General features: G+C 72.9%; 12 protein-coding genes. 10 read left to right on the forward strand and 2 right to left on the reverse strand.

The annotated features are described in order from the left end of the window. Window positions 1-129: 129 nt before the first annotated feature. The gene (locus tag DC008_RS02325) at window positions 130-1,809 is read right to left on the reverse strand and encodes a hypothetical protein (protein WP_108705463.1); all 1,680 of its coding nucleotides are present in this window, start codon (window positions 1,807-1,809) and stop codon (window positions 130-132) included. A gap of 312 nt (window positions 1,810-2,121) precedes the next feature. Here DC008_RS02325 and DC008_RS02330 point away from each other — a divergent pair, with 312 nt between their 5' ends. From DC008_RS02330 to tgmB, 10 genes are all read left to right on the forward strand, one after another. Further along, a complete protein-coding gene (locus DC008_RS02330; protein ID WP_108705464.1) occupies window positions 2,122-4,650 on the forward strand; it encodes a SpoIIE family protein phosphatase in 2,529 nt (842 codons plus the stop codon). Window positions 4,651-4,692: 42 nt separating this feature from the next. Then, on the forward strand, window positions 4,693-7,431 hold the full coding sequence (locus tag DC008_RS02335; protein ID WP_108705465.1) for a SpoIIE family protein phosphatase/ATP-binding protein: 2,739 nt from the start codon (window positions 4,693-4,695) through the stop codon (window positions 7,429-7,431). A 146-nt stretch (window positions 7,432-7,577) separates the two neighbouring features. Next, window positions 7,578-8,405, forward strand: a complete 828-nt coding sequence (locus DC008_RS02340; RefSeq protein ID WP_108705466.1) for a chitosanase — start codon at window positions 7,578-7,580, stop codon at window positions 8,403-8,405. Between the two features lie 172 nt (window positions 8,406-8,577). Next, window positions 8,578-9,942 (forward strand): FAD-dependent oxidoreductase, encoded by a 1,365-nt coding sequence (locus DC008_RS02345; protein WP_108705467.1) that lies wholly within the window; start codon window positions 8,578-8,580, stop codon window positions 9,940-9,942. 111 nt (window positions 9,943-10,053) lie between these two features. Next, window positions 10,054-11,019, forward strand: coding sequence for a DUF1152 domain-containing protein (locus DC008_RS02350; RefSeq protein ID WP_108705468.1), 966 nt, complete (start codon window positions 10,054-10,056; stop codon window positions 11,017-11,019). Between the two features lie 102 nt (window positions 11,020-11,121). Beyond that, complete coding sequence (locus DC008_RS02355; protein ID WP_108705469.1) at window positions 11,122-11,616, forward strand: lamin tail domain-containing protein; 495 nt, start codon at window positions 11,122-11,124, stop codon at window positions 11,614-11,616. 221 nt (window positions 11,617-11,837) lie between these two features. Continuing rightward, on the forward strand, window positions 11,838-12,989 hold the full coding sequence (locus tag DC008_RS02360; RefSeq protein ID WP_108705470.1) for a hypothetical protein: 1,152 nt from the start codon (window positions 11,838-11,840) through the stop codon (window positions 12,987-12,989). Window positions 12,990-13,237: 248 nt separating this feature from the next. Continuing rightward, window positions 13,238-13,567, forward strand: a complete 330-nt coding sequence (locus DC008_RS02365; RefSeq protein ID WP_108705471.1) for a YkvA family protein — start codon at window positions 13,238-13,240, stop codon at window positions 13,565-13,567. Between the two features lie 83 nt (window positions 13,568-13,650). Continuing rightward, window positions 13,651-13,842, forward strand: coding sequence for a putative ATP-grasp-modified RiPP (gene tgmA, locus DC008_RS02370; RefSeq protein WP_055619769.1), 192 nt, complete (start codon window positions 13,651-13,653; stop codon window positions 13,840-13,842). A gap of 16 nt (window positions 13,843-13,858) precedes the next feature. Further along, window positions 13,859-14,833, forward strand: a complete 975-nt coding sequence (gene tgmB / locus DC008_RS02375; RefSeq protein WP_108705472.1) for an ATP-grasp ribosomal peptide maturase — start codon at window positions 13,859-13,861, stop codon at window positions 14,831-14,833. 10 nt (window positions 14,834-14,843) lie between these two features. On the opposite strand, the gene DC008_RS02380 is transcribed toward tgmB, so the two are convergent. Next, window positions 14,844-15,059 (reverse strand): hypothetical protein, encoded by a 216-nt coding sequence (locus tag DC008_RS02380; protein WP_108705473.1) that lies wholly within the window; start codon window positions 15,057-15,059, stop codon window positions 14,844-14,846. Between the last annotated feature and the right edge of the window lie 29 nt (window positions 15,060-15,088).

The following is a 15,088-nucleotide window of genomic DNA, read 5'->3' on the forward strand; positions in this document are numbered from 1 at the left end:
AGTCCTGGGGCGGTGGGGAACATGAGGTCCTCTGATCGAACATCGGTGACGGAAGGGTGAACCACGGCGGAACGCCGGGTTCACCCCCAAGACGTCCGAGGGGACCGAAGGGTTGTACGACGGAGCCCGTCACCCGGAGCAGCAGTCGTCCCCGGTGCCCGTGCCGGTCTTCTCCAGCCGGCAGTAGCAGGACGCCTCGACCGGTACGTCGGCGAGGGCGGTGGCGAGCCGCAGCTGCTGGGCCACCATGTGCGCCTCCCCCATCCGGCCGAGGCGCACCAGGCACTCGTGCAGACCGTGCAGGGACCAGACGTTGTTGGGGTGCCGGCACGAGCGCGGCAGGGTGTCGTCGAGTCCGAGGTCGGCCCGGTAGACCGCCTCGGCCTCGGCGACCCGGCCCTGTTCGAGCAGGAGAGCGCCGTAGGCGTGCCGGGTGGGCTGCATCCAGCCCCAGGGCTCGTCGTAGGGGAGGTTGTCGTCCAGTTCGATGGAGCGTTCCAGCGCGGCGAACGCGGCGTCGTGGTCGCCCTTGCGGTACTCGAGTTCGCCGTCGAGCATCGCACCGGCGATGGCGAGGATGTCGGCGCAGGTGTTGTTGAAGAGCATGCGGGTGTCCGGCACCCGGGCGACCGCATCGTGGAACAGCCGCCGCTCCTCCTCGGCCTCCCGCACGCGGTGCGTCGAGGAGAGGGCGACCCCGCGCGCGTAGTGCGTCATCGCGGTCGTGACGCAGTACAGGTCGCGGTCGGCGGGCAGCGGCAGGGCGAGGATGTCGTCCCAGCGGCCGAAACGGATCAGGGAGTGGACGCGCATGGCGAGGAAGCCCTCCAGCCAGTCCGCCATGGGTGGGCTGGTCACCCGCAGCAGTTCCTCAGGGATGGACTCCTCGAGCTGGGCCACGGTGTCCAGCGCCACCTCGCTCTGTCCGAGGAGCATCGCTCCGTAGATCTTGAAGTGGTAGTCGTGCGAGCGGTACAGGGTGTAGAAGTTCATCACCCCGGCCCGCGCGCGGTACTTCTCGTCGGCCGCGATGGCCGCCGTGTTGTCCGCGACGACGCGCCGGTAGTCGCCGCACAGGACCTCCAGATGGGAGGGCATGTGGAGCAGGTGCCCGGCGTCGGGCACCAGGTCGCGCAGCCGGTCGGCGACGACCAGGGCCTCCTCCGGCGCGGGGGACATCTCCATCAGATGGATGTACATGTGCACCACGCCCGGGTGGTCGCGCCCGCGGGGGTCGGCGAGTGCCCGCTCCAGCACCCTCCTGGCCTCCGGGGTGCGCGCGCCCTCGGCCGGCTCGCCGGTCCTGAGGTCCCACAGCTGCCAGGGGGTCAGGTTCATCAGGGCGTCGGCGTAGAGGGTGGCGACGTCCAGGTCCTCGGGGGCGAGTTCGTAGACCTCCCGCATACGGTCCGCGTAGGGGGCGTTCCAGACGGAGCAGTCCGGCACGGCCCTGCTCCGGGGGTAGCGGGCGCGCAGCGCGGAGATCAGGGCCTGTTCGACCGGGGTGGCGTTCGCGGCCTTCTCGTGGGCGCGTTCCACGGCGGCGTGGGTGCGCTCGACGGTGCCGGCGAGGTCCTTGTCGTCGAAGGCCTCCCAGGGCTTGTTGTAGTTCGGGCCGAGGGCGTAGGCGATCCCCCAGTACGCCATGGCGCAGTCGGGGTCGGCCTCGGCGGCGGCCTCGAAACAGGCGACGGCCTCCTCGTGGTTGAAGGCGTACGTCCAGGTCAGGCCGCGGTCGAACCAGAGCTGGGCCTGCGCGGAGGACGTGGTCACGGGGCGGGTGCGGGTGCCGAGCTCGTAGTAGTCCATCGTCGCTCTCCTGCCTGTGCCGGGCCGCCGCCCGTGGCCCGGGGGCCGGGCCGGCGGGGCCGGGGTGTCGCACCGAGGACGCGGAAGCCGGTCCCTTTTCTGCTGATGTGCCCGGTCGGCCCGCGCGTCACGCGCCCTGTTCGCCGCCCAGGGCTTGACCGCGCCGGGCCGGGGTACCCGCCCCGGGCATGTGGCGTCCATCGATCCATGCGGCCGCCGTGGCCGAGCCGGTCCGCCCAGGTGCGGACGAGGTGCGTCCTGGCGCATTCTTGCTGTGTCGCACGCGCGATGCGTACGGACGAGGTAGGACCGATGACTGGGAGCGCCGAGAGCGCGGAGCGGAGGTCCGGCAGGCTGGCGGCACTGCTGATCGTTGTCTCGGCGGAGGCGATCAGCGCGTCCGGCGGTCACGCGGCCGGGGTCTATCTGCGTTCCCGCACGCCCGGGCTGCTGCGGCTGGCGGTGCTGGAGGGGCTGCCGGGCCCCCTGTTCCGGCCGTGGTGGCGGGTGCACTCCGACCGTCCCTTCCCGGTGGCCGACTCCTACCGGCTGGGCGTCGAGGTGGCCCTTCCGAACGCCACCGAGACCATGCGGCGCTATCCCCAGTTCGCGGCCGCCCTGCCGTTCCAGTTCGGCTCCCTGACCGTGCCCGTCGCCGGGGCGTCGAAGGTGTTCGGGGTGCTGACCGTGCTGCGGCCCTCGACGACGGACGCCATGGAACTGGTGCCGGTGCGCGAGCGCCTGGGACGGCTGGCCGAGGAGCTGGGGGCGGCGCTGGAGAAGCTGGACGGCCAGGACCCGGACACGGTCACCTGGGACGGCGGCCCGCTGTGCGTACGGCCGCCGGCCAGTCGTGAGCCGTCCGGGCACGTCGGCCGCTTCCGCTGGGATCCGGCGACCGGCGAGGTCGTGGCGGACGCGTGGTTGAGCGGCGCGCTGGGCACGCCGCCCGAGGACGCCCCGCTCACGGCGGAGACGTTCGCGTCGGCGGTCGCGCCCGCCGACGCCCAGCGGGTCCTGGCGGTGCTGCGCGAGGCGGCCGGGGGCCGGCCGCCCGCGCTGCCGCTGTACGTCCGCGCCCCGCACGGCGCGCCCCGCCTGGTCGAGGTGTGGGGTCCGCGCACGGACGCGCCGGGCCCGGCCGTGCCGGCGGCGGTGCGGGGTGTCGTCCTCGACCCCGGCCCGGGATCCGTGGCGGACGCGGCGGCCGATCTGCTGCCGGAGGGGGTGCTGTGCCTGGACCGGCTGGGCCATGTCGTCTACGCCAACCCGCACGCGGCACGGCTGCTGCGCCGTCCGCGCACCGAGCTGCTGGGCCGCACGCTGTGGGAGGGCGTGCCCTGGCTGAACCAGCCCACGCTCGAGGACCATCTGCGCGGGGCGCTGCTCTCCCCCGACCCGGTGCACTTCCACGTCCGAAGACCGTCCACGCACGGGCGGGAACGCCCGCCGCACCCGTTCGCGGGCGACTGGCTCGCCCTGTCCGTCTATCCGGGCGCCGACTTCCTGACCTGCACGGTCCGGTTGGGACACCGGGTGGCGGACGCCCCGTCCGGTCCCCCGGAGGAGCAGTCCGGGTCCCAGTCCCCGGGCACGCCCTCCCTCTCGCCGCTGTACCGCCCGATCGTCCTCGCCATCGCCCTGACCGAGGCCGTCACCGCCCGGCAGGTGTCCGCCGTGGTGATGCGGGAGCTGCTGCCCGCGTTCGGCGGGAACCGGCTGGCCATCTACCTGCTGCAGGACCGGCATCTGTATCTGGCGTGGGAGACCGGCTTCCCGAAGGGGTTCCTGGCGCCGTTCGAGGGCGTCGGGATGGACGAGCGGCTGCCCGGTGTGGAGACCCTGACCAGCGGCCGCCCCCTCTTCTTCGACTCGATGCAGCAGCTCGCCGACGCCTATCCGGGCATCGCGCTGGACGCGCGGGAGGGGGCCCGCGCCTTCCTGCCGCTGATCGCGTCCGGCCGCCCGGTCGGCTCCTGCATCCTCGGGTTCGACCGTCCGCGCAGCTTCAGCAACGAGGAACGCACGGTCCTGACGGCCCTGGCCGGGCTGATCGCGCACGCCATGGAGAAGGCCCAGCGCTACGAGAGCGAGGCGGCCCTCGCCCGGGGGCTGCAGCAGGCGCTGCTGCCCCGGCGTCTGTCGCAGCACCCGCTGATGGAGACCACCGGCCGCTATCTGCCCGGCACCCAGGGCATGGAGGTGGGCGGCGACTGGTACGACGTCGTGGCCGCCGGGGACGGGATGGCGCTGGTCATCGGCGATGTGCAGGGGCACGGCGTCCAGGCGGCCGCCACCATGGGCCAGTTGCGCAGCGCGGTACGCGCCTTCGCGCTCGGCGACCGGTCGCCCGACGAGGTCATGAGCGGCACCAACCATCTGCTGATCGACCTCGACGCGGGGCTGTTCGCGAGCTGCTGCTACATCCGTCTCGACCCGGCGACCGGTCTCGCCCGGGCCGCGGTGGCCGGGCATCCGCGGCCGCTGCTGCGCAGTCCCGACGGGCGCACTCAAGTGCTGGATCTGCCCGGCGGGGTGGTCCTGGGGGTCGATCCGCAGGCGCAGTACCCGGTGGCTGAGCTGCTCGTCGAGCCCGGTGCCGTGCTTGCGCTCTACACCGACGGGCTGGTGGAGCGGCCCGGCCTCGACATCGATGTGGGGATCAGCGCGCTGCGGGTGGCGCTGGCCAGGGCCGGCGCCCTGGGCGGGCGTCCGGAAGGGCGTTCGCTGTCGGCTGTGGCCGACCGGCTCACCGCGGCGGCCCGGCACATGGCGGACCGCCCCGACGACATCGCGCTGCTGCTGGCGACCCGGCGCACCATGCCGCTGCGGCCGTCGTAGCGGGGTCTCGCCTCCCGGGGCCCGGCAGTGTAGACATGGCACATGGTCCGATCACGGGGTCGCTCGGGGGCCCGGTCGGCCGGTCGCGCCGGCGGCGTGTCCGGGCGCGGGCAGTCCCCGGCGACGGAGCGGGGGCGGCACCGGGGGTGGTTCTCCGCGGTGCGGTCGACGGTCGGCGGGCGCAGTCTCGCCGGTCAGGTGTTCGTCCTCCAGGTCGTGATCGTGCTGCTGCTGGTGGTCGCCGCGGTCGTCGCGCTGGTGCTCCAGGTGCGGTACGACAGCACGCAGGAGGCCCGCAACCGCTCGGTGGCGGTCGCCGAGGCGTTCGCGAACGCGCCGGGCACCCGGGAGGCGCTGGACGACCCCGAGCCGACCGACGTCCTCCAGCCGAGGGCGGAGGCGGCCCGCAGGGCGACGGGCGTGGACTTCATCGTCGTCATGAACACCGACGGGCTGCGCTACACGCATCCCAAGCCGGACCGCATCGGCAAGACGTTCGTCGGCACCCTGGGTCCGGCCCAGGCAGGTGGTGTCGTCGTCGAGGAGATCACCGGGACCATCGGCCCGCTCGTGCAGGCCGTGGTGCCGGTCGAGGACCCGGACGGCGAGGTCGTGGGGTTGGTCTCGGCGGGGATCACCACCGACACCGTGGGCGGCACCGCCGACCGGCAGCTGCCGCTCGTGCTCAGCGCCGCGGCCGTCGCGCTGGCGCTGTCCACGGCGGGGACGGCCCTGGTCAGCCGGCGTCTGCTGCGGCAGACGCACGGCCTGGGGCCGGACGAGATGACGCGCATGTACGAGCATCACGACGCCGTGCTGCACGCGGTGCGCGAGGGCGTCGTCATCGTCGGCGACGAGGGCCGCCTGCTGCTCGCCAACGACGAGGCGCACCGGCTGCTCGACCTGCCGGACGACGCGGAGGGCCGCCGGGTCCTGGACCTGGGGCTCGCCCCGGAGACCGCAGAGCTGCTGCACTCGGGCCGGATGGCCACGGACGAGGTGCATCTGGTCAAGGACCGGCTGCTGGCGGTGAACCAGCGGCCGACGCATCTGCGGGGCCGGCCGTCCGGCAGCGTGGCCACCGTCCGCGACTCCACGGAGCTGCGAGCGCTGTCCGGCCGGGCCGAGGAGGCCCGCGAGCGCCTGGACATGCTGTACGACGCCGGGGTGGGCATCGGCACCAGCCTGGACGTCACCCGGACCGCCGAGGAGCTGGCGGAGCTGGCCGTGCCCCGGTTCGCGGACTACGCGACCGTCGACCTGTTCGACGCGGTGCTGGACGGCGGGCAGCCGGAACCGGCGACGCTGGTACGGCGGTGCGCGCTCAGCGGGATACGCGAGGACGCGCCGCTGTACCCGGTGGGCCGGCAGATCCGCTTCGTGGACTCGTCACCGCAGGCCCGCGCGCTGACGGGCGCGCAGGCGGTGGTCGAGCCACGGCTGGACGAGGCGCCGGGCTGGCGTGCGCAGGATCTGGAGCGGTCGGTCCAGGTGATGGAGTTCGGCATCCACTCGCTGATCGCGGTGCCGCTGCGGGCCGGGTCCCTGGTGCTGGGCGTGGTGAGTTTCTGGCGGTCGCGCAAGGCCAGGCCGTTCGACTCGGAGGAGCTGGCGCTCGCCGAGGAACTGGTCGCCCGGGCCGCCGTGTCCATCGACAACGCCCGCCGGTACACGCGTGAGCACGGTATGGCGGTGACGCTGCAGCGCAGTCTGCTGCCCCGCAGGCTGCCGGAGCAGAACGCGCTGGACGTCGCCTACCGCTATCTTCCGGCGCAGGCCGGCGTCGGCGGCGACTGGTTCGACGTGCTGCCGCTGTCCGGGGCCCGGGTGGCGCTCGTGGTCGGGGACGTCGTCGGCCACGGTCTGCACGCGGCGGCCACGATGGGCCGGCTGCGGACGGCGGTGCACAACTTCTCGGCCCTGGACCTGCCGCCGGACGAGCTGCTGGGGCTGCTGGACGAGCTGGTGGCCCGGATCGACCAGGACGAGGGCCAGGACACCGACACCGCCCCGGTGACGGGGGCGACCTGCCTGTACGCGGTCTACGACCCGGTGTCCCAGCGGTGCACGATCGCGCGGGCCGGGCATCCGCCGCCGGCCGTGGTCCGTCCGGACGGCACGGTGGAGTTCCCGGACGTGCCGACGGGTCCGCCGCTGGGGCTGGGCGGGCTGCCGTTCGAGGCGGCGGAGCTCGACCTGGCGCCGGGCAGCCGGCTCGTGCTGTACACCGACGGGCTCGTGGAGGACCGCGAGCACGACATCGACGAGGGCCTGGAACTGCTCCGGGAGGCGCTCGCGGGCGCGGGGCGCACCCCCGACGAGACCTGCCGGGCGGTGCTGGAGGCCCGGCTGCCGGACCGGCAGAACGACGACGTCGCGCTGATCGTGGCGCGCACCCGCGCGCTCGGCGCGGACCTGGTCGCCGAGTGGGACGTGCCGTCCGACCCGGCGGCGGTGGCGCGGGTGCGGGCGGCGGTGACCCGGACCCTGGAGGACTGGGGGCTGGGCGAGCTGACGTTCGCCACGGAGCTGATCCTCAGCGAGCTGGTGACCAACGCCATCCGGTACGGCGGTGAGCCGATCCGGGTGCGGATGCTGCGCGACCGCAGTCTGATCTGCGAGGTCTTCGACAGCAGCAGCACCTCGCCCCATCTGCGGTACGCGGCGATGACGGACGAGGGCGGCCGCGGCCTGTTCCTGGTCGCCCAGCTGGCGGAGCGCTGGGGCACCCGCTATCTGCCGGCGGGCAAGGTGATCTGGGCGGCCCAGCCCCTGCCGTAGAACGGCCCGGATCGTCGGCTCTTTTGTTCGTTGGTACGAACCTTCGGCGCACCCGCTGTTCGCCATGGCCGACGTCTGATAGGAAACCTTCCTATCAGTGCACGTACGGCAAACCCTCCTTCCCCCCACTCAGATGCGGAGTCGCCGTGAAGCACCCCACGACACCTGGCACTGCCCTGCCCCGCCGCACCCTGCTGACCGTGTTCGGCGCGGCCCTGGCGGCCGTCCCGTTCCTCGACCCCCCGCCCGCCGCCGCGCACCACGCGGCCGGACTCGACGACCCGGCGAAGAAGGAGATCGCCATGAAGCTGGTGTCGAGCGCGGAGAACTCCTCGCTCGACTGGAAGGCGCAGTACCGCTACATCGAGGACATCGGCGACGGCCGCGGCTACACCGCCGGCATCATCGGCTTCTGCTCCGGCACCGGCGACATGCTCGACCTGGTCGAGTTGTACGCGGACCGCCGCCCCGGCAACGTCCTGGCCTCCTACCTCCCGGCCCTGCGCCGGGTGGACGGCACCGACTCGCACGACGGGCTCGACCCGTACTACCCGCGCGACTGGGCGCGGGCCGCCGAGGACGAGGCGTTCAAGCAGGCCCAGAACGACGAGCGGGACCGGGTGTACTTCGACCCGGCCGTCCGCCAGGGCAAGGCGGACGGGCTGCGTGTGCTCGGCCAGTTCGCCTACTACGACGCCATCGTCATGCACGGCGACGGCACCGACCCCACGAGCTTCCGCAGCATCCGCCGCCGCGCCCTGGACCGGGCCCGGCCGCCCGCCCAGGGCGGTGACGAGGTGACCTACCTCCATGCCTTCCTGGACGCGCGGGTCTGGGCGATGCAGCAGGAAGAGGCCCACAGCGACACCAGCAGGGTCGACACCGCCCAGCGTGTCTTCCTGCGCGCCGGCAACCTCGACCTGAGGACCCCGCTGGACTGGAAGGTCTACGGCGACAGCTTCCACATCGGCTGACACCCGACCCGGTCGCCGCCCCCGCCCCGCTCGGGGGCGGCGGCCGACCACCCCGCGGCCGGTCATAGAATGGATCTATGGGCTCATAGACCGGACCCGCGTACCGGGTAAGGCTTGCCTTAGTTTAGGCTTCCCCCGAGTCGATCTATCGCCTCTCGAAGGGAACCTGATCATGCCCCGCCCCCTGCGGGTAGCCATCGTCGGAGCCGGCCCCGCCGGGATCTACGCGGCCGACGCGCTGCTCAAGTCCGAGGTGGCCGCCGAACCCGGTGTGTCCATCGACCTGTTCGAGCGGATGCCCGCGCCCTTCGGACTGATCCGCTACGGCGTGGCCCCCGACCACCCGCGCATCAAGGGCATCGTCACGGCCCTGCACCAGGTGCTCGACAAGCCGCAGATCCGCCTCTTCGGCAACGTCGACTACCCGAACGACATCAGCCTGGACGACCTGCGGGCGTTCTACGACGCCGTGATCTTCTCCACGGGCGCCACCGCCGACCGCGAGCTGCGCATACCGGGCATCGACCTCGACGGCTCGTACGGTGCCGCCGACTTCGTCTCCTGGTACGACGGACACCCGGACGTGCCGCGCACCTGGCCGCTGGAGGCCGAGAAGGTCGCCGTCCTCGGCGTCGGCAACGTCGCGCTGGACGTGGCCCGCATCCTGGCCAAGACGGCCGACGAGCTGCTGCCGACGGAGATCCCGCCGAACGTCCACGACGGTCTCAAGGCCAACCGGGCCAAGGAGATCCACGTCTTCGGCCGCCGCGGCCCGGCCCAGGCGAAGTTCTCGCCGATGGAGCTGCGCGAGCTGGACCACTCCCCCACCATCGAGGTCATCGTCGACCCCGAGGACATCGACTACGACGCGGGCTCCATCGAGACGCGGCGTGGCAACAAGCAGGCCGACATGGTCGCCAAGACGCTGGAGAACTGGGCGATCCGCGACGTCGGCGACCGGCCGCACAAGCTGTTCCTGCACTTCTTCGAGTCGCCCTCCGAGATCCTCGGCGAGGACGGCAGGGTCGTGGGCCTGCGCACCGAGCGCACCGCCCTCGACGGCACCGGCAACGTCAAGGGCACCGGCGAGTTCAAGGACTGGGACGTCACCGCGGTCTACCGCGCGGTCGGCTACCTCTCCGACAAGCTCCCCAAGCTGCCCTGGGACATCGACTCGGGGACCGTCCCGGACAAGGGCGGCCGGGTCGTCCAGGAGTCCGGCGAGCACCTGCAGTCGACGTACGTCACCGGCTGGATCCGGCGTGGCCCGGTGGGCCTGATCGGCCACACCAAGGGCGACGCCAACGAGACGGTGGCGAACCTGCTGGACGACTTCGCCAACGGCCGTCTTCAGACGCCGGGCTCGCCCGAGCCGGAGGCCGTCGACGCGTTCCTGGCCGAGCGCGAGGTCCGCTTCACGACGTGGGAGGGCTGGTACAAGCTCGACGCCGCCGAGAAGGCGCTGGGCGAGCCCCAGGGCCGTGAGCGCGTGAAGATCGTCGAGCGTGAGGACATGCTGCGGGAGAGCGGCGCGTAAGCGCGTCCGCGAGCAGCGCACGGAGGGCCGGGGCCGCCAACCCCGGCCCTTCGTCATGCCCGCACGGGAGACAGCCGCGCCCGGAAGGTGACCGTCTGTTAACTTCCGCTGATGTTCTCGCTTCTGGAACCCCCCTTCCTGACCCGGCTCCGGGACGCGCGGCGCGTACTCGTGGCCGGTGCCGGCGGCGGCTTCGACGTCTATGCCGGACTGCCCCTCGCCCTGGCGCTGCGCACGGCGGGCAAGGAGGTGCACCTCGCCAGCCTCTCCTTCTCGGACCTGTTCGGCCTGGACGACGGCGTGTGGGTCGACCTCGACGTCGCCGCCATACGCCCGGACACCGAGGCACGCGGCCACTACTTCCCCGAGCGGAGCCTCGCCCGCTGGCTCGCCGCGCACGACCTGCCCGCCACGGTGTACGCGTTCCCGCTGACCGGCGTACGGCCGCTGCGGGCCGCGTACCGGACGCTGCTGGACCACCTCGGCGGCGTCGACGCGGTGGTGCTGGTGGACGGCGGCACCGACATCCTGATGCGCGGCGACGAGCACGGGCTGGGCACCCCGGAGGAGGACATGGCCAGCCTGGCCGCGGTGGCCGGGCTCGACGAGGTCGCCGTACGGCTGGTGGCCTGCCTCGGCTTCGGCGTGGACGCCTATCACGGGGTCAGCCACGCCCTGGTGCTGGAGAACCTGGCGGCCCTGGACCGGGACGGCGGTTACCTCGGTGCGTTCTCCCTGCCGCGCGCCAGCGAGGAGGGGCGGCTGTTCCTGGACGCGGTGGAGTACGCGCGGCGGGAGACGCCGGAGTATCCGAGCATCGTCCAGGGCTCGGTCGCGGCGGCCGTGCGCGGCGAGTTCGGGGACGTGCGCTTCACCGAGCGCACCAAGGACAGCGAGCTGTTCGTCAATCCGCTCATGGCGCTGTATCTCTGCGTGGACGCGCCTGCCCTGGCCCGACGCAACCTCTATCTGGACCGCCTGGAGGACACGGCGCTGATGCGCCAGATCAGCACGCGTATCGAGGAGTTCCGGGACGGGCTCCCCCGCCAGCGGCCGCCTCGCGCCTACCCCCACTGAGGCTCCCGCGTCCCGCGTTCCGGGGAAGTGGTCGTCGCCGTCGGAGTGGCTGTATACACTCCTGATCTTCACACAAGCTCCACACAGGGGGGAAGTTTCTCCATGCGTATACGCACCATCGCCACAACCGCCGCCGCCGCCGGCGCCCTCGCGGCCCTGACCGCCGCCCCGGCCCAGGCCGCCGAGTACTCGTCGGCGCTGAAGGTCCGCGGCATCCAGTACGACGCGCCCGGCCGCGACTCCAACGCCTGCGCCACCGGCAACACCGACGACGAGTACCTGACGATCAAGAACTACTCGTCGGGCTCCACGGTCAACCTCAAGGGCTATGTCGTGAAGGACAAGGCCGGCAACCGGTTCACCTTCACCGCCGACCACTACCTCCAGCCCGGTGACTACGTGAAGCTCCGGGGCGGCCGCGGCACCGACTCCGACGCGGGCAACGTCGTCTACCGCGACAACTGCAACTTCATGTGGAACAACGACAAGGACACGATCTACCTGAAGAAGCCGTCGGGAGCGGGTGCCGACACCCACTCCTACACCAAGAGCCAGAACGACCGGGACGGCAACGGGTACATCACGTACCACAACTGACCGGACGCCGACCGGCCGGCGAGGGGACCCGTCCCGATGCGGATGGTGGACGGGTCCCGCTCACCGAGCCATTGTCACGACGGTCCACGGCCCGGACCACGGGTGAGCGCCGGCGGGTCGGTGCGCACGACACACACCCCGTGTGCACCCCCCGCTCACCCGGTTCGCGCGCCCGGTGACGATACTGGGAGGAGCACGTGCCCCCGGCCACAGATGGACTCATGCCCAGCTCCTCCCGCACCCGCCCCGTGACTCCCCCCACCGTGTGGTCGGCCCGCGGCCGTCACGTCGGACCCGCCGCGCGGGACGACCTGCTGGGCGCCCTGACCCGGCACAAGGACGACGGAGCCCTCGACGACTTCCGCGAACGGCCCGGCCCCGAGGACGGCGACGCGACGGCCTTCGAGGCCCGCTGGCGGATCGCCGGCACCCCGACGACCGTCCGCGCCCGGCTGGCCCTGGAGACGAGCCGTGACGGCACGCACGCGTGGACGCTCGTCGCGGAGGCCGACGCCCCCTGGGACCCCCGCTGGCCGTCGCCGGCCACCCTGTTCTGGCCCGAGGGGCACGACACGCCCTGGGCCCGCGACGCCGCCACCGGCCTCCCCCTGCGCACCGTCAACCTCCTGCCCACGGACGACAAGGCCGTACGCCGGCTGCTGCGGGACGCCGTCCGCGACGGAGGAAGCATCCACGTCCTCGTCCACGAGGCCATGACCACCGACGAACGCGGCCGCACCCCGCTGGCCGGCATGCTGCCGCCCGGACTGCGCCACCGGGTCGTGGAGCACCGCGCTGTCCCCAGCCAGCTGCGCGTCGTCAACTACGCCCTGCGCGACCTCGGCCCGCAGCTGCCGCGCGGCGGTGCCGTCGTGCTCCCCGGGACCCCGGCCCCGGCCGGCTACGACCCGGACGACTTCACCGTCCGCACCGTCTTCCTCGACGGCACCGAGCCGGCCGAGCTCATCCACGCCGTCACCCGCTACGCGGCCCTGCCGCACGCCCTCCCGCCCGGCGCCGAGGACACCCTGACCGCACTGCGCGAGGACTGGAGCCTGCTCACCGTGGAGGAGGAACTCGAGCGCGAGCGCGCACTCGTGAAGATGTACGCCGACGCGCTCGACGCGATGACGAAGTCGCGCGACCTGTACCGGGAGGCCGCCGAGGAGGCGCACGCCGCGCTGGCCGCCTTCCGGGAGACCGCCGACACGGTGGCCGCGCTGCCGCCCGCGCCGCCCGCCGACCCCGCCCCGTCCCCGCTGCAGCAGCTGACCCGCACCTTCGAGCGGCTCAAGTCCTCCGCCCGGGTCCGCCGGCAGGCCCCCGCTCCCGAGGAGACCGCCGAACGGCCCCGGGAGAACGCCGACCGCTGACGGCGGGGCGTAGGGCCGCTGCGCCGGATGCCCCGGTGGGGCGTACGGCGGTCGGCGGAGGTGTTCCGGTGCGGCGCCGACCGGTTTCGCACGCCCGCCCGAGCAGGTGACCGGCCCGGTTCGCGCGTCTTCCGTCCTGACGGGTGACGTGATGCGGCCGGGTGACCCCCGTCATGCCATGTGCGGGGCGCGAGGGGGAATCCGACCTGCGGAGCGTGTGGCGTGCGCCACCGCCGGGAGGAGGGTCCGTGGAGCCGAGCACCCCGTGGATCGCCGTGGTGGCGGTCCTGGCCGTCGTCCTGTTCGTCGCGGCCTTCGCGGTCCTGACGCGTCTGGTGCGCACCCGGCGGGCGATGCGCCGCGCCGGGCTGCCGGCCGGCCCCCGCTGGGTCTTCTGGGGAGCCGTCCTCTACTTCGTCCTGCCCACCGACCTGATGCCCGATCCCGTGTATCTGGACGACATCGGCGTGCTCTTGCTGGCACTGCGCACGCTGCGCCGTTCGCCCGGGTCGGGACGACGGACGCCGTTGGTCACGGAAAGTAAGGAAACCAACCACTCGTTCGATTCGTTTAAGTAAGTGGATACCGCAGGGCGTCGTCGGGCAGCGTGACGCGCTGGGTGGCCAGGCTCGATCGGAGCAGCACCTGTGAGGGAGAGACGATGCAACCGTTCGCGCTCAACTACGCACGACCGGCAGCGGAGTTGGAGATCACCGCTGTGTACGTCTACGACTCCGGTCTGCAGTTGAACGTGCTGCGTGACGGGCGCATAGCCGCCCGCGACCACGCGCTCTTGCGGGAGTTGGGCACCACGACGTCCACGGCGGGATCCAAGACCCACTTCGACGACTGAACGCAGGCCGCCGAAGATGACCGTCTTGATTCTGACCAACGAAGAGGACGTGACGGCGGACATGGTGGTCGTGCATCTGCACGCCACCGGTGTTCCGGTGGTCCGGCTCGATCCCGCCGACCTGACCGGCGGTGTCGCCCTGTCCGGCGAGTACGCGTACGGCGCCTTCCACGGGCATCTGTCGTCGGGTGGGCGGACGGTGGCCCTGAGCGGCCTGCGGTCGGTCTGGGTGCGCCGGCCGGGCAGCGCGGCGACGCGGGCCGCAGCGCCCTCGCCGTGGCTCACGGAGGAGGCCGGGCAGGCCCTCTACGGCATGTTGCGGGCCGGTGAACTGCGCTGGATGAACCATCCGGACGCGGCCCGCCGGGCCCGCTACAAGCCGTGGCAGCTGCGGCTCGCCCAGCGCTGCGGGCTGCCCGTCCCCGCCACGCTGATCACGACCTTCCCGCAGGCCGCCCGGGAGTTCGCCGCGCGGCACCCGGATCTCGTGGTGAAGCCGGTGTCGGGCGCGCACCCGCAGGACCCGCCGCGCGCGGTGCCGACGAGCAGGGTGGCCCCGGACGCGGACTTCTCCGCCGTGGCGTTCGGGCCGACGCTGCTGCAGCGGCGGATCGTCAAGCGCGCCGACATCCGGCTGACCGCGGTCGGCGGGCGGCTGCTGGCGGCCCGTAAGCCGACCGGCGCCGACGCCGAGGTCGACGTCCGGTTCGCGAAGTCGGACAGCCCGTGGGAGCCCGTCGAGGTGCGGCCACGGGTCGCAGAAGCCGTCCAGTCCTACCTCCGGCAGGCCGGACTCGCCTACGGGGCCTTCGACTTCGCCGAGGACGCCGACGGGATCTGGTGGTTCCTGGAGTGCAACCAGTCCGGCCAGTTCGGGTTCATCGAGGTGGACACCGGTCAGCCGATCGCCCGGACCATCGCCGAGTGGCTCGCCGCCCCGGCACCGGGGCGGTCCGCGCACACCGACGGCACCGACGCGACGATGGTCTGACCGGCCGGGATCAGAGCGGGGGCGGCCCCGGCGGAAGCGCGGCACGCTGCCAGGCCGGGGCCGGCGCGGCCTGGCCCACGGACACCGGCGGGCGGGAGGGGGACCGGAGCGGCTCGAGGACGAACTCCAGGTCCCTGCTCACGCGTTCCGCCTCCCTGCGCACCTGCGTGGGGATGTCGCCGCGCTCCGCGATGAGCCGGTCGTAGATGGGGGAATCCTGGAACACCCGTCGACGCGCCTTTCCTGTCGTGGCCC

Origin of the sequence: Streptomyces nigra, assembly GCF_003074055.1 — a bacterium.
Classification (GTDB): Bacteria; Actinomycetota; Actinomycetes; order Streptomycetales; family Streptomycetaceae; genus Streptomyces; species Streptomyces nigra.

Bases quoted from the DNA above. Each gene is read 5' to 3' on its own strand.
- DC008_RS02355 (WP_108705469.1), top strand. From the start codon at position 11,122: ATGCGTATACGCACCATCGCCACAACCGCCGCCGCCGCCGGCGCCCTC.
- DC008_RS02330 (WP_108705464.1), top strand. From the start codon at position 2,122: ATGACTGGGAGCGCCGAGAGCGCGGAGCGGAGGTCCGGCAGGCTGGCG.
- DC008_RS02350 (WP_108705468.1), top strand. From the start codon at position 10,054: ATGTTCTCGCTTCTGGAACCCCCCTTCCTGACCCGGCTCCGGGACGCG.
- DC008_RS02335 (WP_108705465.1), top strand. From the start codon at position 4,693: ATGGTCCGATCACGGGGTCGCTCGGGGGCCCGGTCGGCCGGTCGCGCC.
- tgmB (WP_108705472.1), top strand. From the start codon at position 13,859: ATGACCGTCTTGATTCTGACCAACGAAGAGGACGTGACGGCGGACATG.
- DC008_RS02325 (WP_108705463.1), bottom strand. From the start codon at position 1,809: ATGGACTACTACGAGCTCGGCACCCGCACCCGCCCCGTGACCACGTCC.
- tgmA (WP_055619769.1), top strand. From the start codon at position 13,651: ATGCAACCGTTCGCGCTCAACTACGCACGACCGGCAGCGGAGTTGGAG.
- DC008_RS02360 (WP_108705470.1), top strand. From the start codon at position 11,838: ATGCCCAGCTCCTCCCGCACCCGCCCCGTGACTCCCCCCACCGTGTGG.
- DC008_RS02345 (WP_108705467.1), top strand. From the start codon at position 8,578: ATGCCCCGCCCCCTGCGGGTAGCCATCGTCGGAGCCGGCCCCGCCGGG.